Annotated in this window: 10 protein-coding genes; 2 read left to right on the top strand and 8 right to left on the bottom strand. The window is 70.9% G+C overall.

Translation table 11 applies throughout. The annotated features are described in order from the left end of the window. Nucleotides 1-432: 432 nt before the first annotated feature. The 5 genes from HCJ92_RS02795 to HCJ92_RS02775 all read right to left on the bottom strand — a co-directional run bounded on the left by HCJ92_RS02795 (nt 433) and on the right by HCJ92_RS02775 (nt 10,361). Nucleotides 433-1,776, bottom strand: a complete 1,344-nt coding sequence (locus tag HCJ92_RS02795) for a hypothetical protein (RefSeq protein WP_167931767.1) — start codon at nt 1,774-1,776, stop codon at nt 433-435. 318 nt (nt 1,777-2,094) lie between these two features. Further along, a complete protein-coding gene (locus tag HCJ92_RS02790) occupies nt 2,095-3,243 on the bottom strand; it encodes a TIGR02679 family protein (RefSeq protein ID WP_338053985.1) in 1,149 nt (382 codons plus the stop codon). 98 nt (nt 3,244-3,341) lie between these two features. Beyond that, a complete protein-coding gene (locus HCJ92_RS02785) occupies nt 3,342-7,493 on the bottom strand; it encodes a TIGR02680 family protein (RefSeq protein WP_167931765.1) in 4,152 nt (1,383 codons plus the stop codon). A 73-nt stretch (nt 7,494-7,566) separates the two neighbouring features. Continuing rightward, entirely contained in the window at nt 7,567-8,832 is a 1,266-nt protein-coding gene (locus HCJ92_RS02780) for a TIGR02678 family protein (protein WP_167931764.1), read from the bottom strand. Beyond that, nucleotides 8,829-10,361: a TIGR02677 family protein gene (locus tag HCJ92_RS02775; RefSeq protein WP_209310656.1), complete on the bottom strand. Its 1,533-nt coding sequence runs from the start codon at nt 10,359-10,361 to the stop codon at nt 8,829-8,831. Before HCJ92_RS02775 ends, HCJ92_RS02780 begins: the two co-directional genes overlap by 4 nt. A gap of 446 nt (nt 10,362-10,807) precedes the next feature. Here HCJ92_RS02775 and pglW point away from each other — a divergent pair, with 446 nt between their 5' ends. Together pglW and pglX are read left to right on the top strand one after the other, a co-directional pair. Further along, nucleotides 10,808-15,478, top strand: a complete 4,671-nt coding sequence (gene pglW / locus HCJ92_RS02770; RefSeq protein ID WP_167931762.1) for a BREX system serine/threonine kinase PglW — start codon at nt 10,808-10,810, stop codon at nt 15,476-15,478. 78 nt (nt 15,479-15,556) lie between these two features. Further along, nucleotides 15,557-19,213, top strand: a complete 3,657-nt coding sequence (gene pglX, locus HCJ92_RS02765) for a BREX-2 system adenine-specific DNA-methyltransferase PglX (RefSeq protein WP_167931761.1) — start codon at nt 15,557-15,559, stop codon at nt 19,211-19,213. Between the two features lie 46 nt (nt 19,214-19,259). Here the strand turns inward: pglX and HCJ92_RS02760 are convergent, their stop codons facing one another. The 3 genes from HCJ92_RS02760 to HCJ92_RS02750 form a co-directional block, all read right to left on the bottom strand. Then, complete coding sequence (locus tag HCJ92_RS02760; protein WP_167931760.1) at nt 19,260-19,448, bottom strand: DUF397 domain-containing protein; 189 nt, start codon at nt 19,446-19,448, stop codon at nt 19,260-19,262. After that, complete coding sequence (locus HCJ92_RS02755) at nt 19,445-20,299, bottom strand: helix-turn-helix domain-containing protein (protein ID WP_167931772.1); 855 nt, start codon at nt 20,297-20,299, stop codon at nt 19,445-19,447. The genes HCJ92_RS02760 and HCJ92_RS02755 overlap by 4 nt, the downstream gene beginning before the upstream one ends. Before the next feature lie 297 nt (nt 20,300-20,596). Further along, nucleotides 20,597-20,875: a hypothetical protein gene (locus HCJ92_RS02750; protein WP_167931759.1), complete on the bottom strand. Its 279-nt coding sequence runs from the start codon at nt 20,873-20,875 to the stop codon at nt 20,597-20,599. Nucleotides 20,876-20,968: the final 93 nt, after the last annotated feature.

Below are 20,968 nucleotides of genomic sequence, written 5' to 3'. Positions count from 1 at the left end.
ATGACACTGCGTCAGCCTTGATGCCGAAGCTTGAGTTCCGGCGACGCCGCAGCGCCCCCTCGCCGGGTCTCCGCACCGTCACTCTCCCGCAGAGAACGCACCAACCGGCGAGGACTACGGTCCGCACGTTCGGTGCCGGTGACCCGTGAGGACACCGGCCGCCTCCGCGGGGGGCGGGGCACGGTTACGCAGCAGTTCAGCCCTCGCGGCGCTCACCGGGCGGCTGCCGAGGCAGTTCCTCGCCGGCTGCGGTCGCGTGGAATGGCGCCGCGCCGTCAAAGCCGTCAAAGGGGCCCTGCGCCGACGTGGTCGTCGGCCTCCCCCCGGACCCACTCGCGCCGGCCGCCCTCCGCTCGTCCGGTTCAGCGGCGGAACGCTGAGCGGGGAGTTCGACTCCCCGGCTCCGGGAAATCTGGCACCGACACCCAGCAGTCAGCCGCCGCCACGGCGGCGGCGGTTTCGCTCCGCCTGCGGCAGGGTGTCGTCGCTGAGCGCCGCCAGCACGAGGTTGCGCTGCCCGCGGAAGGTGCGGATCACCTGCTGGCGCACCAGCTCGGTACTGGTCCCCGAGGTTCCGATCTGTCCCGACTCCACCAGCCGGGAAAACAGGGTGTTGTCCAGGTAGCCGGGCACATTCTGGTAGCCGAACCGCACGGCGCCGCCCCGACCGTCCCGCAGCCGCGCGTCGCGGCGCAGCGACTCGAACTGCCGCCGGGAGAAGTACATGCCGTGGATCATTTCGTTCGTGTGGCGCATCGTCGACTGCGGGTGGCAGAGCTTCACCCAGCTCGGGCTGGGGTCAAGACGCTGTTCGTCCTCCTCGCCCGCAACCCGGGCGGCGTAACGGTCCAGTGCCTTCATGCGCCGCAGTTCCTTGCCGAACTGCCTGTCGCTGCTCGGGTAGTAGAAGCCCTTGCGTGCCGCGTCGAGCTTCTTGTACTGGACCAGGACGAGCGATTCGCGGGTCACGTTGTAGTAGACGATGTCGCAGCCCAGCAGGGTCTCCGCAGGTGTCCGGTTGGCGTTGGCGACCAGCAGCGTCCGACCGTGCTCCCGGAACTCGCGCCAGGCGACATCGGAGGTCTCGATGCTCAGCCATCCGAGCATCGTCTCGGCGTCGCGCGCGATGAGATGGTCCTCCAGCGCGGGGCGGGTGCGCCCACCCGCCAGTGCGAGGAAGGTGGGAGGTGGCCGATCGACGTCCAGCTCACCCGCGGGCGGGTCCCACTCCGCGAGCTCCGTGGCGTCGAACCCCGCCATCCTCGCCGCCCCCAGCGTGGCGTCGCGTTGCAGCGCCACTTCCTGCGCCGCGCGGTTCTCGCCGAACGTCCACGGGGCGACCGCGCCTTCGATCAGCTTCACCGCTTCGGTGGCCGCCGGCCGCAGTCTCAGCAGCCCATCGCGGAGCGCCTTGCTCACCCCGTCGGTCTGGTGGCCCTGCTCGGCCAGACGACGGTGTTGAACGGGTGCCAGCACCGCCAGCAGTTCGGTGAGCCGCAAGGGTTCGGCGAGTCGGAAGACCAGCGAGACGGTCAGCTGCTGGTCCTGGTCCTTCGCTGCCTTGCCTCGGACGGACTTCCCCACGTGCGTGACGTACATCTGCCCGTCGTCGTCCCGCGCAGCGATCAGCAGCAGCCGGCGGCTCCTGCCTTTGGCCCACGGGGCCCGCGGCCGGGTGAACGACCAGTTCCAGTCCCACCGCCGCAAGGCGTACAGATCTTCCTTCTGCCGGAGGAAGTCGGCCTCATGATCCCAGCACTGCACGATCGCCACCATGCAGGCCATCCTGCACGGTCGCCCCCGCCCCCGTTCCCTGGGCCCACGCAGCCTCCGGGAGGAACGCCCTTCCGGGACACTCCAGTTCGCCGTTGTTGCGTAGCGCCTCCACCGACCGGCCGTCCCCTGCGCTTTCTCTCCACAGGACTCGACGGGCACTGCAACCACGACCGAGCGGGCGGAGGAGGCGAGTCCCGGCAGTGACGCTGCCCGGGGGCGCGGGCGGTGTCCGCCTGCACCGTGCGTCGGTCCGGCGGGGCCTAACGCGCCCGGCGCCGAGAGCCTCTGCCGGTGAACAACGAGGCCGACACGGTTTCCTCACCCCAGTGCCTCGGCCAGATCCGTCAGCAGGACGTCCGCCACCATCTCCTCGACCACGGCGATCCCGTGCTCGGCCATGGCCGACGTCAGCACGGGGTCCCAGGGCGCCTCGGTGAGCCGGCCGGGCGGGGGGCCGTGCCCTGCCCGCGCCACCGCCGCGCGGTAGTCTCCCACCGCCATTCGCCAGGGCCTGGCAGCCGTCCGGTCGAAGAGGTGCGCGGCGATGCGAACGCCCTCCCCGTCGAGGTCTCCGTGGTACCGGAGAGCCGCACCGCGTTCGGCCAGCAGCCGCAGCAGAGCCACGGCGGCGCCGTTGGGCCAGCCGGAGGTGCAGACGAGCGGCGGGCAGTCCCGGCCGAAGCGCCGTACCGCCAGCGCGAGGATGCTCGGATTCTCCACGACGTGAACCAACGCTGCCGAACCCGGGGGAAGCGCGAAGTCGCCGGGGGCACGCAGTTGGGCGAGAGTCACGCTGGCGGCCTGGCCGGCCTCGGCACACGCCCGTGTCACCCGGGCGAGCGCGCCGGCTCCCACCGGGCAGAGTCCCCCGACGAGAACAGTCGACGACAGGTCGTCGTCCGCGACCCCCGCACGGGCCCACAGCGCCCGCCGGTCGGCCGCGGACTCCGGCACCGCCGTCTCGTACAGCGCGGCCAGGGCACGTAGCACCAGCGCGGACAGGCGGGTTCCGTCGTCGAGTGCGTGCGGATCACCCCGCAGGGCTCGCGCGGCGATGACGGGCAGCGGTTCGGCCTCCGCCGGGAGCACCGCGAGCACCGTCAGCGCGTCGCCGAGCAGCGCGCGGGTCCGCTCGACCGAGCCCTCGATCAGACCGGTGCTCCGGCACGCCCCGGCCCAGCCGGCCAGGGCGGGCCGGGCCCGCACCGTGGCGTGCGCGTCCAGCCACGCCCACAGTTCAGCACGATCCTCCCCCTCACGGCTCCGTTGCGCGGCGCGGTCGCCGAGCGGCCCGACGAGCTCGGTGACGGTCTCCCGCACCGACCGCCCGGACAGCTCGGAGACGGCGGTCTCCAGCCGGGCCAGCGCGACCGAGGCGTCGACTCCCGGGAAGCGTTCCAGTCCCAGGAGATCCGCCAGGGCCTCGCGCTGCGCCTCGTCGAGCGGCCCGACACGTACCCGCGTCACGGTGCGTCCTGAGGACAGGCGGCGGTGGAGCGCCTGCCAGAGGAAAGAGAGCTCGGGCCGTCTGAGGGAAGACTCCCCCGGGGCCGGCTCGGCGCGCGTCATCCTGCCGCCAGATCGGTGCCGTTCCACACGAACCGCGCGCTCGTCACCGCGTCGTCGTCACCGTCGGTCAGCAGCTGGTGGACCGCGATACCGGGGAGCTCCCCGTAGGTGCACCACTCGTGGTCGGAGGTGACCATCAGATCGAGGTCGAGAGCGGCCAGCAGCGCGAAGACCTGACCGCGGTTGACCGCGTCCACTCCCACGAAGACCTCGTCGAGAAGGATGAGGCGGGGCGCCGAGGTCACAGCCTCGTAGTGCGCGGCGACCGCGGCAAACAGCGGCAGGTGGAGGGCGATGGCCTTCTCGCCACCCGAGAGCGCGCCGTGCAGCTTCTTGGTCAGCAGCTGCCAGCCTTCTCCCTTCGCCCGATCGAGCCGCACGGTGAAGCGGTGCCAGGCGGTGTAGTCGAGCACCTGGGCGAGCTGTTCCTCCCAACTCGCAGCGGTGTCGCTGCTCTTGGCCTCCTCGATCCGGGTACGGAAGAAGGCGTGCAACGCCTCGCGGTCCGCCGTGTCGACCCGTCCAGGATCCTTGAGGAGCAACTGGCGGGCCGTTCGGGTCCCTTCGGGAAGATCCGGACGGACGTCCCAGACCAGCTGCACGGCGACGTCGGAGGCGGTGCGGACCCGTTCCAGATGTCCGTTCATCCGGTCGACCAGTTCGCCGGCCCTGCGGATACGGGTGGCGAGATGGCGGCGGATGTCACCCGTGAGGATCTGATCGAACAGATGCTGCTCGGCGGAGGTGATGTCCTGACTGCTGCGGTCTCGCTCCTGCGTGAGCGCGGTGAGCAGTCCGCTCGCGCCCACGCGCACCCCGTCCAGGGTGGCGGTGAACAGCTGACTGTCCTCGTCGGGCTCGAGGTCGAGGTCCGCGCGGGCACCGAGGCGCTGGCGGGCCTCGTGGACCGCTTCGGAGAGCCGCGTCGCGGCGTCGCCCAGGTTCCGCGGCGCGTGCGGCACGGTGGGCCAGGCCGCCGCCACGGCGCGGGCGGACTCCAGCGTGGCTCGCGCCCCGTCCTCGGCGTCGAGCTCCGGTGCGATCCCCGCGTCCTGCGCGAACCCCACCAGACACAGGTGTCGAAAGCGGCGCGCCGCAGCGTCCCTGGCCACGAAGGCCTGCTCCCGTAGTTCGGCGTCCCGGCCGCTGGTCGCCCGCAGCCCCCCGATGCGGCCCTCCAGGCGTACGAGACGACCAGCCGCCTCACGTTCCTCCTCACGGCAGCGCGCCAGTTGGGTGCGCGCCTCGTGGACCCGGGCGAGCCGCTTCCGATAGTCCTCACCGACGGTGGCGTCGGCCGTCTCGAAGCGTGCTCTCGCCCCCACCGCCTCGGTCTCCGCTGCGGCGGCGTCGCGGTCCAGCTCCCGGGCGGCGTGCCGCGAGCGAGCCGCCTGCTCGGCGAGGTCACGCGACCTGCCGCCGGCGGCCGAGGCCGAGAGGTGTGCGTCCACCCAGCTGTCGGCGGCGTCCCGGAAGTTCTCGACCGCCGAGGAGAGCTCCGAGAGGCGGCCCCGGTCGGTCGGCAGCCGGTGCGCTGCGCCCTGCGCCCCGAGGGTGCGCAGCGCTGCCACGACCGCGGCTTCGGACTCGGCCAGCCGGGTCGCGGTGTCCCGGACGGCGTCGTCGTGGACCGCCACCTCGGTCTCGGCGCGTTCCAGGCCACGACGGCGGGCGTCGAGCTCCCGGTGGTCCGGTCGGGCCGCGCGGTCCGCGTCCAGCCGGGCTCGGCGGCTGCCGAGCTCCTGCCGCTGGTCGGCGAGGGCGTCGAGCGCCGCGTCAACCTCGTTGACAGCGCCGACCAGTTCGCCGATCCTGCGTTGCCTGGCGCGCTCCCGTGCCGGCGCGCCGATGTACACCGGCTCCGGTTTGCTCCAGCTTCCCGCGGTGAGCGCCAGTCGCCAGGCGCCGTCGGCGGCGACTTCGGCCGGGTGCTCGCCGGGCAGCGAGGTGCCGTAGGCGATACCGGAGAGGATGCGGTCGACCACCTCGGTGGGAACCGAGGCGCCTTCCTCGGGTCTCAGTACCTCCGTGAGATTCGCCCCGGGGGCCGCCACGGCCAAGGCCGCCTCGGCCCGGGTGTCGTGGCCGGGCAGCACGATCCCGTGATGGGAGTCGACCCAGGCGTCGAGGAGCCCCGAGGCCTCCAGCGCCGCCTCCACCGCAGCCTGCACGGCGAGGGGAACGCCGTCCCGGAAAGCGACCAGGCGCCACAGGGGTGCGCCGGCCGCCGTCGCCCGGTCGCTGGTGCGGTGAGCGGGAAGCGGTGGGGACAGATCCTTCTCCTCCCTCAGCCGCCGGAGTTCCTGAGCGCGCCGGTCCCGCTCTTCCCGCAGCGCCCGGCCGGTCGCGTCGGCGGCGGCCTCCGCGGTGGCCAGCTCCTGTTCCAGCGGGCGCGCGGCGGCTTCGATCAGCGCGGTCACCTCGGCCTCGTGCGCGGCGGCGGCCGCCGGCGCCTCGGGGTCGGCAAAGCGCAGTTCCGCACAGCCACCTGCCCAGGCGAGCAGCCGGTCCTGTTGCGCGGCCAGGGCCGACTCCCAGGCGCCGGCCGCCTCCTCCCGCCGGGTGATCACGTGGGCGAGCCGACCGCGGGCCTTCTCCACCAACGCTTCGGCGGAGCCCCGGTCCCGTACGGCCCGCTCGTGCTCGTCCAGCGCCCCGGCGACCTGGGCGAGCTGTTGGCGCCGGGCGGTCACGGCACCCCGCAGCAGTCCGCGCGCCTCGCGCGACGCGTTGCTGGCCGGTGCAGGGCCGCCGGAGGCATCGGCGGGGCCGTCCTCGACACCTTCCTCGCTCCGACCGGCCGCGCCTTTCTCCGGGGGGTGGGACGCCCCCAGCAGCACGCTCATCTCGTGGTGGATCGACTCCACCCCCGCGGCCCGGGCCGACCTGCCCGCGGCCACGGCTGCTTCGCGAGCGTGCTGGTCGAGGGCTTCCGCCCGGGTGGCCGCCGCCTCGGCGTGCCGCTCGTCCTCCCCCGCTGCGGCCCCGGCGACCTGTGCCTCCTCGTGCTGTGTCCGAGCGCGCCTCTCCGCCTCCTGCGCACTCCGGAGAAGCCGGTCGAGTCCCTTCCCGTGCCGGAACTCGTCACTGTCGACCAGCGTGCGCACCGTCTCCTCCAGCGCCACCTCGGTCAGCTCCCGTTCCCGGCGTCGCTCCCCGACGGAGTCCCGTTCCGTCAGGGCCTCCCGTAGCTCCTCGGAACTCCGGCGCGCCGCGCGGGTGAGGTCGTCCATCTCCGTTGTCGCGGAGATCAGCACGGCCGCACCCGCCCGCAGCACGCGCTGTGCGTAGGCGCGTTGCCGGGCGGCGACCGCCGAAGCCGCCGCGACTTCGTCGTCGAGTCGCCTGAGGTGCTCACGCTGGCGGTCCAGCCGCTCGAACCCCTCCGCGAGCTCGGCGACCTCCCCCTCCCCCAGGGGTGGAAGCGCACGGGAGAGCAGGGTGGAGAGCAACGCGGGGTCGAGGCGCTCCGACAACTTGGGCTGCCGCAGCTGGAGCAGGGCGGACAGCAACGACTCGTACCGCTGCTCCCCCATGCCGTCGAACAGCTCCCGCCGGACGGCCGCACGATGATCGCCGGCCGATGCGTGCACCTCCCCATGGTCACCCACCGCGTCGACCAGAGCTGCGCGGGTCAGCGGCTGTCCCGCGTCGTTGACGAGCGCTACACCTCCCGGAGCCGCGATCCGGGAGCGGGTGGTGAAGTAGTCGGCCTGCACGCCGGTGGTGTGCACGCTCGCCTGCAGGCGAGCCCCGCACCCGAACCACTGCTCGCCGCCGTCGTCGTCGAAGCGGCGGAACTCCATCCAGACGTACCCCACGCGGGTCTTGCCCGTAGCACCTTCGCCGATCAGGTTCCAGTGCATGGTGCGTTCCGAACCGCCGAATGTGGAGAGCCGGTTGGGACGCAGACTGGCGTCGAAGAGGAAGGGCAGGAGGAGTTCGAGGGCCTTGGACTTGCCCGACCCGTTCTGCCCCCGCAGCAGCAGGCGTCCGTCGTGGAAGGTGAACGTCTCGTCGTAGTAGCGCCAGACGTTGAGGACGCCGGCGCGGTGCGGTTGCCAGCGGACGCGACCGGCTTCCGCGGCCGGCGCCCGCACCCCTACGTGCTCCGGCTGCCCCTGGGCCGGGATCGCTGTCACACCCACTCCTCGTCACCCTCCGTCGATGCTACTGCCGTGGGACACGGGCCCGGCCGCTCACCGCAGCCCACAGCCCCGGTCACCACCCGTCGTCCCGATCCGGTGCGGCCGCCTCTGCCAGGCGATACCGGTGGGCGGCCGGGCGGGCCACCACCCGGCCCTCGACCAGGCCGGCCAGGCCGACGTCCCGGAGAACCGCCACCGCGTCCTCGGCCAATCGCACCGCTCCCTCCTCGGACCGGTAGGCCTTGGCCCAGCGCGGGAAGCGACGCAACCATCCCGCTCCGGCCTCCGCGAGCTGCTCGGGCAGCAGCCCGGCGGGGGCGGCACACAGTGGCTCCAGCAGCAGCAGCGCGGCAACCCTGGCGGTGGACCCGTCGTCGGGGAATCGCGTGTCGGTGGCGATCCCGTCCGGGTCCACCAGCAGAAAGCCCTCCGCGCGCTCCTCCAGCACGAAACCGGCCTGCTCCACCGTCCGCAGCAGGATCTGGCGCCCGGTCAGTGAGCCGACGTAACCCAGCTCCTCCTCACTGAGGTCCGTCCGGTACACCACGGGGTCATCGAAGAGCCGACGCAGGACGGAGTGCCGCAACCTCAGGTTGCGTTGCGCCTCGGTGGCGGCGCTCTCCCCCTGCTCCGCCTCGGTGGCGTCGTCAACCACCGCGGCACCGTACCGGCGTTCCCGTACCAGGCCGGCGAGCAACTCCTCGAACCGTCCGGGCACCTCCTCCCACGGAACGGCGAGCCGGGACGCGCCCACCGGTGCGGCGCTCAACCGCAGCAGCAGTGTCGCGTCGACCCGGTAGAGGACCTTGGCGTCCGCCGAGGTGACATAGGCGTCGGTCGAACCGTCCACCGCACGCAGCACCTCGTACTTCTCCAACAGCTTCAGCACATCGACAAACGCCATCCGCTGTGGCTTCCGGACCGGGTCGAACGCGGCGAGCGCCCGGTCAGCCGCCGTGGCCTGCACGACGCGGTCGGCCAGCATGCCGATGGTCGTCATCGGCACCTGCAACAGCTCCGCCGCCGTGACGCACAGCAGCACGTACCGCTGCCGGTCGAACGGCGCCCGTCCGGAGCGGGGCCTCCGGGCCGGGCGGGAGCCGTCCGGATCGGCCCGCACCTTGGCGAGCCGCGCGTAGCCTCGACGAGGCTCCACGACCAGGCTCCAGCCGACGGCGTAGTCGAACCACCGGGCCAACGGCACGCGTCGGCGACGTACCAGCTCGAACCCCGACGGATCGGCCGTCGCCGTGAGCAGCGGCCGGGCCAGCAGGAGCCGAACGGCTCGGGCGACCTCCTCCCGCTCCGCGGCGGCGAGTTGATTGGCCAGCGTGCTCACACCACCACCCCCCGCGGCGCGGGGGGTGGTGGGGACGGAAGGCGCGCGGCCCCGGCCGCGGTGACATGGACGACGTAGTCCGGCCCGGTGAGAGCGCCCTTCGCTGTGCGCAGCACCGCCCTGCGCTCGTCCGGAGGTGGCATCAGGACAATCTCCACCCGGCCGTCTCCCGTCGTGGCTCGCCTGGAACCGTCGGCGGACGGCCTCGAGGCGAGGGCACGGCCCACGAGGTCGAGCAGCCTGTCGAAGACGGCGGGCTCCAGAGTCCCGAAGGCGGACAGCCGTACGGGGCCGTCGGTCTCCAGGACCTCCCAGGCGAGGGCCAGTTCGGCCCGCTCGGCACGAGCGCGCTCGGCACGCTCGGCTCTGACGGCCGCGACGTCCCGCACTCTGGCCGTGCGGGTGAACCGCTCGGTCCGGCCGCTGCTCCGCAGCAGCGCCGACACCTCGACCGGCGGGGACTGGGCCCAGCTCTCGGACGGCGGGATCAGCTCGGGGTCGGGGTGGGCGAGATGGGCGTGACGCGCCGACCCGAGACCGAACGCCGCCGACCACAGCCGATGGAGGTCGTCCTCGGCGGGGGCAGCCGCGAACCAGCGTGCCAGCTCCCGGAAGTCCTGTACCGCGCTGGAGGAGCGGCGTCGGGATTCGTTGATCCGTTCCAGCACCTGCAGGAGCGACACGATGGCGCGCCTGGCGATGTCGTGGAGCTGCTCGATCCGGGGGCGTGCGCCTCCGTCCTCGACAAACCACGCGCGGAGCCCCTCCCACCGCGCTCGCCTGCTCTCCAACCAGCCGGCCGCGGGATCCTCGCCGGCCACGGGCGGGAGCTCCGCCCCTCGCAACGCCCTTTCCTGCAGGGCGGGCACGTCCCGCTGTTCGGCGCGGGCCACGGCGGCGCCGACCGTCTGCCCGCGCCGGTCGAGGTTGACCAGGAACTCCTGCAAGTAGGCGACGGTGGCCGCCTTGACCTCTCGGAACACCTCCGGGTCCGCGCCCTCGGCCCGCAGGAGACGCTGCAGCTCCGCGTTGAACGCCTTGGTGTTCTCGACCAGAGCGTCCAGATGCCCCTCCAGCTCGCGGAGCGTGGTGAAGATCCGCCGATCGGCCGAGGCGGGTTTCTCCGCGAGGAGACACAGCTCGTCGAGCCGGTCGGCGATCGCCTCCAGCACCGCCGTCTGCAGCGCCCCCGTGGAGGCGAGGGCGTCGAGTGCGTGCCGCACCGCCGTGAGAGCGGCCTCGCCTCGGCGGGTCAACGAGTACTGGAGATTGCGTCGTTCGTACTCTTCTGCCGTCCGGTAGTTCTCCGCGTGGTTGTGCACCACGTCCAGGAGGCCCCACTGCACGAGCTTCCGGAGAACGTCGTGCAGTTCCTCGTCCTCCACGGCGGCCAGCCAGCCGGCCCCGCGCAGCCGCTCCCGCACGGTGTCGAGTCCCAGGGCGGTCTCCAGGTGTTCACCTGCGACGCCGAAGACTTCCACCACGGCGCTGTAGAGGTCGGACCTCTCCACCGTGGTGAACCGGAACATCTCCGGCGGAACCCTGCGCACGTCCCTCGCCCCTCGTCTCTCCACCTGTCTCACCCCACCGTAGAGGGAGACACCGACACCCGGGGCACGAACGGCGGTGTCGGCCTCGGCGAGGGTGCCGTCGCCACCCGCACACTCGCGACGAGGAAGGACACCGTCGGTAGGACGGTTCGCGCGAGTGGAGCCACGGGCAGATGATGCGCCACCATGCTGTAGGCAGCGCGAGTTCGCAGCGGGCCGTTCCCGGCCTCTCCGCCGACGTCGCCGCAGCGGTCGGGCGTCCGCTCCCTGGCCTGCCGCTGTGCGGCCGCTGTCGCTTCTGGACCGCTGGCTGTCGGTGTCACCGTCTAGGATTTCTTCCGGGAATTCGGCCGGGCGGCCCGGGACGCACCAGCAAGCAGGCGACCGGCGCGCACGGACATGAGCTGACACGGGGCGGGAGCCGCATGGAGGATGGCCGGTGGACGACGGTCACCGAGTCCGAGTTCGAGCACGAGCGCCGCGGTCTTGAGGCCATCCGGAGGCTCCTGCCGAACGAGGAGCCCTGGCGTGCCTGGTCGAACTTCACCTTCACGGCGGACAGGGGGCACGTCCGCGAGGTCGATCTCATGGTCACCGCGCCGGCCGGTGTGTTCCTGATCGAGCTGAAGGACTGGCACGGGTCGGTGAGCGGTGGTGGGAGCAGCTGGGTGCAGACGAAACTCAGCGGCGCCCAGCGCCGGCACGGCAACCCGTTGCATTTGACCAACAAGAAGGCCAAGGAGCTGGCGGGCCTGATCAAGGGCGTCGAGAAGGGCGCCCGTAGACAGCCGGGGATCTGGGTGGGTGAGGCGGTCTGCTTCACCCACGACAAGCTCCGGGTGAATCTGGCGAGCGCCGACCTGAACGGCGTCTTCACGATCAGGCAGCTGGTGGAGATGCTCGCTCGTCCCCCGGAGGGCGACCGGGGGCAGGTGACCGCCGCGGTCTCGCTCCGGGTCGACGCGGCCCTCAAGAAGCTCCACATCGCTCCCGTCCGACGTCAGCACGAGGTGGGGTCGTACCTCCTGGAGTCGAAGTCGTTCGACTCCGGTCCGACCTGGGCCGACTACCTGGGGCGTCACACCCAGCTGCACGATCTGGCACGGGTGCGGGTCTTCCTCAGCGAACGGGGTGCTTCGGACGCAGCGCGCGCCTCGGTGGAGAAGGCCGCCGCGCGTGAGGCCGCGGTGCTCAACCGGTTCCGGCACCCGGGGGCCGTCCAGCTGAAGAGCTACCTGCCGTCAGGACACCCCGCGGGCCCGACCATCCTCTTCGACTACCACCCGGAGACCGTCAGGCTCGACGACTACCTGGTGGAGCACGGCGAGCGCCTCGACCTGCCCGGCCGTCTCGCGCTGGTCCGCCAGCTCGCCGAGACGCTCCGTTCCGCGCACTCCAAGCGACTGCATCACCGCACGCTGGCGGCGCACGCGGTGCACGTGATCCCGCGCAACCGCGGTCCGCGTGGGCACGAGCTGAGCGAGGAGCAGCGCTGGCTGAGCCCCCGGCTGCAGATCGCGGACTGGCAGATCGCCTCCGGCCACAGCGGCAGCCAGGGCAAGCCGCTGCCGCACGCCACCTCCGGCGTCTCCGGGGTGCACCTCTCCCAGCAGACCGACCCGTATCTGGCACCCGAGCTGCGGATCCCGAAGGCGGACCCGGTCCGGCTCGACGTGTACGGGCTCGGCGTGCTCACGTACCTCCTGGTCACCGGGCAGCCGCCGGGTGCGACCCAGGCTGAGGTCCTGGCCCGCCTGGAGGCGGGTGAGACGCTCGCCCCGAGCGCGCTGGTGGACGGCCTCGATCCCGACATCGACGACCTGGTGGAGGCGTCCACCGCGTACGAGCCGAGCCGCCGGCTCTCGACCGTCGATGACTTCCTGGAGATGCTGGAGTTCGTCGAGGAGTCGTTCGCCGCCAAGGACGTCAAGGACGCCGCGGACGGCGACTCGGCTTCCGGCGCTGCCCCGGCCTCGGCGGCCGGCGGCGAGCAGACCGATCCGGAGAAGGACCCGCTGGAGGCCGGCGCCGGTGATCTGCTCGCCGGGCGCTGGGAGGTCCTGCGCCGGCTCGGCACGGGCTCGACCGCGCGGGCGTTCCTGGTCCGCGACCTGGCGGGCGAGCCGCGTCGCAGTGGCAGCCTGCCGGTTGCGGTGCTCAAGGTCGCGCTCAGCGAGGCGAAGCACGTGGTGCTCGACCGGGAGGCCGATGTCCTGGCCCGGATCCACCGGGATTCCAGCATCATCGCGCTGTACGAGCGGGAACCGCTGACCCTCGCGGGCCGCCGGGTGCTCGCCCTGGAGTACGTGGGTGACAGCCGCGCCCTGGATACGGAGGGCACGGGCAAGCCCGCACACCGGCGCGAGGAGACCGTCGCCCGTCAGCTGCGGGACTACGGCCGCCTCCGGATGGACCAGCTGGAGGCGTACGGGACGTATCTGTTCGGCGCGGTGGAGCACCTGGAGGCGGAGGGCATCTGGCACCGGGACCTGAAGCCGGACAACATCGCGATCCGGATCCGTCCCAACGGCACCCGCCAGCTCGTGCTGATCGACTTCTCGCTGGCCGGATATCCCGCGAAGGAGATCGAGGCGGGCACCGAGGGCTATCTCGACCCCTTCGTCGGCGTCATCACACGCAGTTCGTACGACGGCCACGCCGAGCGGTACGCGCTGGCCGTCACGCTGCACGAGATGGCCTCCCGCGAGCTGCCCCGCTGGGGCGACGGATCGGTCACGCCCCGCCAGACGGATGCGAAGAAGTGGCCGTACCCGGACTTGGTGGCCGACGCCTTCGACGACCCGGTCCGGGACGGCCTGGTGGCCTTCTTCCGCAAGGCCCTGGCCCGGGACGTGAAGGACCGCTTCCCGGACCTGAAGCCGATGGTGCGCGCCTGGAACGCGATCTTCCTGGACGCCCGGCGGACGACGGCGCCGAGCTCCGGGCACGGCAACACGACGGCGGCAGTGGAGGGCGCTGCGCCGCGGATCGGCCAGAGCGACGACGACGCCTCGGCCGAGGAGATCCGCGACAAGCAGGCCGAGCAGGCCGACCGTTCCACACCGCTGTCGGTGGCGGGCCTGACGCAGGCGGCGCAGTCCCAGCTGTTCGACCTGGGCCTGAACACCGTGGGGGACGTCCTCGACTACTCGGTGCGGAAATTCCTGACGGCGCCGGGCATGGGCGCCCGGACCCGCACCGAGATCCAGAACCGGCAGAAGCAGTGGAACCTGCGGCTCGGCAGAACGCCGGCGCCGATGAGCAACGAGGCGCTCAAGGCCGCCCGCGAGGAGGCCACCGAGCTGGAGCAGGCGGTCGCCGAGTCGGTCGCGGCGGACGGCGGCGAGACCGGCCAGGAGGTGCTGCGCGGGTTGAGCCTGGACGCCCTCGCCTCCCGCTTGGTGCCGCGCCCGTCGAGCGGCAACGCCCGTTCCAACGCGACGGAGCGCGAGGCTGTCCGGCTGCTGCTCCGGCTTCCCGACGACAACGGCGAGCTGCCCGAGGGGCTGCCCTGGGTCCGGCAGGCGGACGTCGCCAAGGCCCTCGGCCTCACCGTGGGCCGCATCCCGCAGATCGTGAAGAAGGCGCGCGAACGCTGGTACCGCGATGCCGCGCTGGGGCCGCTGAGCGACGACCTGGTCGAGCTGGTCGCCGAGCGCGGCCGGGTCGTGCCGGTGCTGGAACTCGCCGACGCGCTGCTCGCGCAGCGCGGCAGCAAGGTGGCGAAGCGTCGGGACCGGCGCGCGCTGGCGCTGTCGCTGCTGCGTGCGGTGGTGGAGCGGGAGCAGTTCCGGGAGCAGATCGAGGAGACGCCGCCGCGGTTCCGTTACTTCCACGCCCGGCTGCCCAAGGGCGCCGACCCGGTGCTCGGCTTGATCGTCATCGACGTCCGCGACGGGGAGGACGGTGACGACGGAGCGGACACCCCGACCCTGCCGGCGCTCCGCGAGTACGCGCTCAAGCTGGGCGCGCAGGCGGACGAGCTGGCGGGTCTGGAGTCCTTGCCGACGGCGAGCACGGTCCTCACCAAGCTGGCCGCGATCCGGCAGCCGCCGGGGACGCTCGGCTGGGACGAGCGGCGGACGGCCGAGATCGCGGTCGCGGCGTCCCCGGGGGCCGCGCTCACACCCCGCCTGGAGATCTATCCGCGCGATCTGGACCTCGTGCGCGCGCTGCGGATCACCCAGGCCGGGGTGGTCGCCGTGCAACCGGGCGTCGAGGAGGAGCGCCAGCCAGGACTGACCGTCGACGCGCTGCACAAGCGGGTCGCGACCCGCTTCCCCGACCTGGGCGACGATCCCCTCGTTCCGCGCGAACTGCCGGACGGCAGCGCGCTGGTGCGGTTGCTGAAGGAGGCCGGCTTCGAGCTGAAGCTGGCGACCCGCTACGACAAGACCCTCCGGCTCGTCCCGGAGCTGCCCGCCGGGGAGTTCACCGGCGGGCTGACCTCGGCGAGTTGGGGTGCGACCTCGTCGGCGCGGCGGGCCGCGCCGACGCAGTACGACGCGGACGCGGCGGTCGCGGCGGCGGTGAAGGCCGAGCAGCGGCTCGTGCACTCGGCGCGGCAGGACGGGTTCCGAGTCCTGACCGTGCCGCAGCAGGGCGCCGAGACGGCGGTACGACGGCTGGCCGACCCGCCCTACGGGGCGGCGGTCGTCTCGGTGACCGAGCTGTTCCTGGCCGAGCTGCGCGCCGTGATCGCCGAGGCGGCCAAGCCGACCTGGGAGACCGTCCTCAAGGCGGACGCCGCCGAAGCGGGCACCCGGCACCACCAGCAGCTGCGGGTCCGTACGGACAAGGCGTGGGGACGCGTCGAGCCGCTCCTTCGCGAGCGTCTGGCCCAGGCCGGCGGTCCGCTGCTGCTCACCGACACGGCCGCGCTCGCCCGCTACGACGCCTTCGACCTCCTGGGTCGACTCGCAGAGGAGTCCCGGCAGGGCGGCAGCCCGCTGTGGCTGCTGGTCGCCCAGTCCGACCCGGCGCGCGCGCCGAGGCTGGCCGGGCAGAACGTGTCGTACCAGGCCGGGTTCGACGAATGGATCGTCGTGCCGGACGCGTGGGTGGCGCGGAAGCACCTGCCGCCGGACGCCGCCTGACGTACGGCGGATCGCCGTCCCTTCTCTATCCTTCTCGTCTCGCCTTCCACCACCCAGTCACCACTTCGGGAGCAGTCCGTGATCGACCGCAAGAGCCTCCTCAGCGACCTGCAGAAGCAGGTGAAGGCGGCAGAGACCGACCTGGACACACAGGTCAAGGCCGTTCCGAAGGTCGGGGCACGGCTGCGCGGCGAGTACGACCAGGCGAAGAAGCTCGGGCGGACGGCGGCGACCTGGAACTCCTGGCTCGGGGAGCGGGTCACGCAGGTCGCGGTGGCATGGGTGCTCGGCACGGTGTTCGTCCGGTTCAGCGAGGACAACCAGCTGATCGCGGAGCCGTACATCACCGCGCCGGAGGTGGCGGGGCGGGAGGTCGCCCAGGCGCGGTACGAGGAGTACATGGCGGAGGACGCCAACCCGACGTATCGCGGGTGGCTGGAGAGGGCGTTCGCAGAGCTGGGCGCAGGGCAGGCGGGACGGCTGCTGTTCGACCAGGACCACAACCCGCTGTACCAGATTCCGCTGTCGCACGACGGGGCGGGAGCGCTGCTGGCGTTCTGGCGGGAGCAGAAGTCGGTGGAGGGCGAGGAGGGCTCCGGCAACACGTCGGTGCTGGTGCACGACTTCACCGACCCGCTGAGCGAGGACGGCACGGAGGGCTGGGACACCCGGTTCCTGGGCGACCTGTACCAGGACCTGAGCGAGGCGGCGCGAAAGACGTACGCGCTGCTCCAGACCCCGGAGTTCGTGGAGGAGTTCATCCTCGACCGGACGATGACGCCTGCGGTGCGGGAGTTCGGCTTCGAAGAGCTGAAGATGATCGACCCGACGTGCGGGTCGGGGCACTTTGTGCTGGGGGCATTCCGGCGGATGGTGCGGTTGTGGGCCGAGGAGCGGCCGGAGGTCGGTGCGTACGAGCGAGTGCGGGCGGCGCTGGAATCAGTGCACGGGGTGGACCTCAACCCGTTCGCGGTGGCGGTGGCGCGGTTCCGGTTGCTCGTTGCAGCGATGGCGGCGAGCGGGATGCGGACGTTCGCGGCGGCGCGGGACTACGAGTGGCCAATCCAGTTGGCGGTGGGCGACTCGCTCATCAAGGACAGGCAGTTGGAGCTGCAGCTGGGGCTCGGGGAGGAGGGCGCGCCTGGTGACCCGCTGGCGGAGTTCTCGTACGCGACGGAGGACGTGCACGAGTACCCGGGAATTCTGCAGCAGGGGCGGTACCACGTGGTGGTGGGGAACCCGCCGTACATCACGGTCAAGGACAAAAAGCTCAACGAGCTGTACCGGAGACTTTATAACGCCTGCTCAGGTAAGTACGCGCTGTCCGTTCCCTTCATGCAGCGATTCTTTGAACTGGCCAAGCGGGGCAAGCGTAACGGAGACCACCGTGGCATGGTCGGCCAGATCACCGCAAACTCCTTCATGAAGCGTGAATTTGGAACCAAGCTTATCGATGACTTCTTCAGGAGTAAAGCCGAGCTTACTGAGGTGATCGACACTTCAGGAGCTTTCATCCCAGGCCATGGAACTCCGACTGTTATCTTGGTAGGCAAACCGAATGACGGTAACACTCGATCAACGACGGTCCGAACCGCCCGAAGCGTTCAAGGCGAGCCGAGCACGCCGGAGAACGCAGAGGACGGGGTGGTTTGGCGGGCCATCACGAATCAGATCGACGAGCCTGGATCGACCAGCCAGTGGGTATCCGTGGGCGAATTGGAGCGAGATCGCTACTTCCAAAATCAGCCATGGGTGCTCACTGACAGTGGCCAGGAAATGCTTGATCAGATCTCCAAAAAATCTACCAAGACGATCTCGGAATCGGTCGAGTCTATCGGAATTGCAGCCTTTACCGGCGACGACGCCCTGTTCGTGTACGAAAGCCCTGGGGCAACTTGGCTGAACGCCCGTCCAGTACCCGCGCGCCCCTTCGTCACAGGCGACCAAGTGCGCGACTGGTGCTGCCATCTGGCCGCAAATGCCATTTTTGCTCCCGATGGCACCGCGCAGCAACGCCTCTCCCTTGAGGCCCGAACCCTTTGGCCGGGCCGAACCCTCCTTCGACGAAGCTTGGTTTTCTCAAAGACCAAGGAAGAACGGGGCCTTCCCTGGTCGAACTACTCGTTTGAGATTCCCTCACGCCTACGAGCAAAGTCCCTGATCACGTTCCCTTTCGTTGCGACACATAACCATTTCGCCATGGCCGGGCCAGGACGCGTCTACAACCGTCACGCACCTGTAGTAACTCTCCGGGATGGCGCAACCGACGAGAATCACGCGGAACTCCTCGGACTGCTCAACAGCTCGACGGCGGGGCTGTGGCTCAAAATGGTGAGCCACAGCAAGGGAACCGAGGGGCACCAGTCGGGAATCAAAACGGAACTCTGGGAACAGTTCTATGAGTTCACCGGAACCAAGCTGCAAAACTTTCCCCTTCCTGTCGAGTTTCCCACCACTCTGGCCATCAAGATCGACAATCTCGCCCAGCAGCTCTCCGCCGCAACCCCCGCCGCCCTCGCGACACAAGCCACCCCCGCCGCCCCTACTCTCCGTGAGGCCGAAACCCGCTACGCCTCCACCCGCGCCCGAATGATCGCCCTCCAGGAGGAACTCGACTGGCAGGTGTACTCCCTCTACAACCTGAACTCAGAGGACCTGCGCCTGCCTGACTCCTCCGCTGTGCCCGAACTTGCCCTCGGTGAGCGCGCCTTCGAGATCGTGCTCGCGCGCCGCGTCGCTGTCGGCGAGGCCAGCGGCGAATGGTTCAAGCGGCACGGGTCCACCCCCATCACCGAGATTCCCACTCACTGGCCCGAGGACTACCGCGCTCTTGTCCAGAAGCGCATCGATGTCATCGAGTCGAACCGTGCCATCGGCATGATCGAGCGCCCGGAGTACAAGCGGCGCTGGGCAACCGAGGGGTGGGACTCGATGCGGCAGAAGGCGCTGAAGTCCTGGCTGCTCGATCGCATCGAGAACCGCACCTACTGGTTCGACGCGAACGACAACCCCACTGTCACCACCCTCGCCCGCCTGACTGAAGCCCTCTCCGCCGATGAGGACTTCACCTCCGTTGCCGACCTCTACGCACCCCGGCAGGACCTCGCCAAGACCGTCCGCGATCTGCTCTCCGAGGAGCACGTCCCCTTCGTTTCGGCCCTTCGCTACAAGCCCGCCGCGCTCAAGAAGCGGGCCGACTGGGAGCATGTCTGGGATCTCCAGCGGGAGGAGGACGCCGCACCGGACGAGCCAGCCAAGCGGAAGATCCGGGAGCGGACGCCCGTACCGCCGAAGTACACGTCCGCAGACTTCCTCAAGCCCAGTTACTGGCGAGCCCGGGGCAAGCTCGACGTGCCCAAGGAACGGTTCGTCTCGTACGGCACGGTGAACGCGCAGTCGCCTGAGCTGTACGGGTGGGCCGGCTGGGACCACCTGGAGCAGGCGCTCGCGCTCGCCTCGTACATCCAGACCGCCGGTCTCGGCAACGAGGAGATCGTGCCGTTCCTGGCCGGCCTGCTGGAGCTCCAGCCCTGGCTGGAGCAGTGGTACGGCGAGTACGACGCCGACTTCAGCGCCTCCCCTGCCGCCGAGATCCTCGCCTTCCGCCAGCAGAAGCAGGGCGAGCTCGGCCTGAGCGACGACACGTTGCGCGCCTGGCGCCCCGCCCCCGCCACCCGCGCGAAGAAGGCCGCTGCCCCGAAGAAGAAGGCAGCGGCCTCCGCAGAGTCCGACTGAACCGTGCGTCTGTGAGGTGGCTGATCCGCCGCCTCACAGACGCCGGTCAGGCACCCGACACGTGCGCGGTGAAAGCTGCCCAGGCGCCAGGTGCGACGGCGAACGAATCGCTGTCGAGGTCCTTGGAGTCCCGGACGCGGACTGCTTCGGCGCCCAGCGCGACCTCGATGCAATTGTCACCGTCGCCACCGCTGTAGCTGCTCTTGAACCAGCTCAGGTCTTCCGTGGTGCTCATAGCACTCCTCGCATCTGTTCCAGCAAGCCCACCGTAGCCCGGCAATCCAGGGCCTGGGAACGCAGCTTGCCATAGCGCTGGAGCAGGATGCTGACTTCGCCGGGAGCGGTGATCAGGGCACTCGACCGGTGTCCCTCGACGTAACCGAACCACTGGTTACCAGCACTCTCCGCCAAGTACATCTGACCATCGACCCCCGTGTGATCCTCCTGCCGCGTCGGCATGACCTGGATCTCAATGTTCGTGCGCCGCCCAAGCTCAAGAAGGTGGTCGATGACGGCCTTGGTGACAGCCGTCCCACCCACGTGCCGCTCAAAGATGCACTGCTCGATGATGAAGCTGAAGGCGGTGTTCGGGCGTTCGGACAACAGCCGCTGCCGTTCGGTGCGAGCCGCCACCTGCCGTTCGATCTGGTCCGGCGTGAGCGGCGGCAACTGCCGCTCGAACAGTGCTCGGATGTATCCCTCCGGCTGCAACAACCCCGGGATCCCCCGGCACTCGTAGGCGTACAGCGTGATCGCCTCTTCCTCGATCCCCGCCCACTGCAGGAACCATGACGCCAGCCCCGCCTTCCTCCGCAGGGTCTTCGCGGCTGCCGCGAGAACCTTGCCCGCGACGGGTCCGAGCGCCTCGCCCGCCTTCCCCGGCAGCGTCTCCGGTGGGAACCGCCTGCCCTGCTCGATCTTCGCGACGTACGCCGGCGAGTACCGCACCCGAGCCGCGAGCTCCTCCTGCGTGAACCCTCCGGCCTCCCGCAACGCCTTCAAGACGGCCCCGAACGTCTGGAGACTGTCCGACAGTTCGGTTTCCCCGCACACCGCCGTGCCGCTGCCGTCCTGGTCCGCCGTCATCGCCGCCCCGCTTCCCGTGCTCTGTGCCATGCGCCCCGTTCGCCGCGTCGGCCAACCAGCCCAAAATTACCTTGGGTCACCCGGTCAGCCCCGAGAGTGAACCAGGACAGACGCATCTGTATGGGCACCGTCCTGGTAGAACGGCAGGCACAGCAGGCCCTCCCGGACGGTTATGCGCACGACGCATCCCAGGCCACACCGCCCCGGACCATCCGCCGATCGCGTGGCAGGCGACGGTCTCGGTCGGCGGCACGACTCACCAGCTTGGGCAGGCCCTCGCAGCGGCGAGCGTGCCGCTCATGCTTCCTCCGCCGCGTCGGTCACGTCCCCGCGCAGGAGTGCCCGTTTGGCGTCGACCGCCGCCTGGCCCACGGGCCCGTGTTCGGCTTCGGCCTCCGCGATCAGCTCGCGCAGCCGCTCCCGTTCGAGCCGGCGCTGCAGGAGGGCTGCCGCGGACACGGACCTCCCGCGAGTGCCGGTGCGCGCCCCGAGGGCGGCGATGACGCTGCCGGGAGAGCAGACGGAGACCGGGCGGGCGGGGCCTTCGCCAGCGATGGAGTCAGGGTTGGCGGTCATGGAGCAACTTCACCCCACCGCGGTGCGCAGACGCGACCGGATCAGCACCCGCCCGGTCCAGAGCGTGAACCCGCACAGGTGGATCTGTACGGG

The organism is Streptomyces spiramenti (assembly GCF_012034385.1).
In the GTDB taxonomy this organism is placed as follows: domain Bacteria; phylum Actinomycetota; class Actinomycetes; order Streptomycetales; family Streptomycetaceae; genus Streptomyces; species Streptomyces spiramenti.
Note: the sequence above shows the minus strand (reverse complement) of the source record. Positions and strands in the feature narration are given on the sequence as shown.